General features: G+C 43.3%; 1 protein-coding gene. It reads right to left on the reverse strand.

Going from position 1 to position 1,112, the window contains the following annotated elements:
* On the reverse strand, positions 1–850 hold an 850-nt coding region (locus F3H12_RS13170; RefSeq protein ID WP_149679764.1), incomplete at its 3' end, for an IS256 family transposase.
* Positions 851–1,112 lie beyond the last annotated feature (262 nt).

Consider the following 1,112-nt stretch of genomic DNA (forward strand, 5'->3'; position numbering starts at 1 on the left):
CAGACTCGTATAGCCGGCGCAGGTCTTCCTTGATTTCTGGCTGCAATGCCTTAGGTGCATGGTCCAGCATGTTCCTGGAGAAGTGGGTTTGACAACGCTGCCAGCTGGCTCCCTGAAAGTGTTTTCTTACAGCATTAACAAGGCCCTTGTGATCATCTGAGGTAACCACGCGGACATCTTTCAGCCCCCGTTCTTTTAAGGAGCCAAAGAACTCGCCCCAGCTGTTTTCGGACTCACTGTTCGCCAACTGAAATCCAACTACCTCGCGATGTCCTTCCTCTTTGATGCCGATGGCTATAAGCAGTCCTCTGGATTGTATACGCTTGTTTTCACGTACTTTTACATAAATGGCATCCACCATTAGAAAAGGATAATGGCTTTTCAGAGGCCGTGTTCTAAATGCATTCACCATTGGATCCAGGTTCTTGCATAGAGTGGAGATAGTCGATTTTGAAAACTTCTTTCCACAGAGTTCTTCAGTAATCGACTCAATCTTTCGAGTAGAAACCCCATTGATGACCATCTCCATCATTGCCAACACCAGTGCCTGCTCACTCCGTTGATAGCGCATAAAAAGCTCTGTGCTGAACTGTCCGTTGCGGTGTCGGGGGATTCTTAAGGTTAACGTCCCAATTCGTGTAGTTAGCTGCCTTTCTCTGGTACCATTACGATAGGCGGTTCTTCCTTCCGTCCTTTCATAAGGCTCAGCACCTAACTGTTCTGTAGATTGTGCTAAGAGTACCTGGTTGAAGATTTCCTCCAACAGTTTGGAAAATGCTTCATCTTTACCATTTGATAAAAAAAGTCCGTGCAAAAGTTCCTCGGTTATTGTAATATTAAACTGAGCCATGGTTCATCCTCCTCGGTTTGGTATTTGTTGGGCAACTTATATTTTAACCGAGGTGTGAGCTTTGGCTCAACTTCTTTTTACACCATTATATAGACTTAATCCGCATCCTGCCCGGAAGAATTTTTTATGTAATAAAAAAGACTGGTAAAACCCAGCCTTCTAATATTTTATAATGATACCAGAAATTAAGACAGACAAAACGGCCAAAATAAGTTAGAATGGAACTATGGAAAAGAGAAGAAATTTTACACCGGAAGAAAAA

Source organism: Thermoclostridium caenicola, assembly GCF_900142095.1.
In the GTDB taxonomy this organism is placed as follows: domain Bacteria; phylum Bacillota; class Clostridia; order DSM-8532; family DSM-8532; genus Thermoclostridium_A; species Thermoclostridium_A caenicola.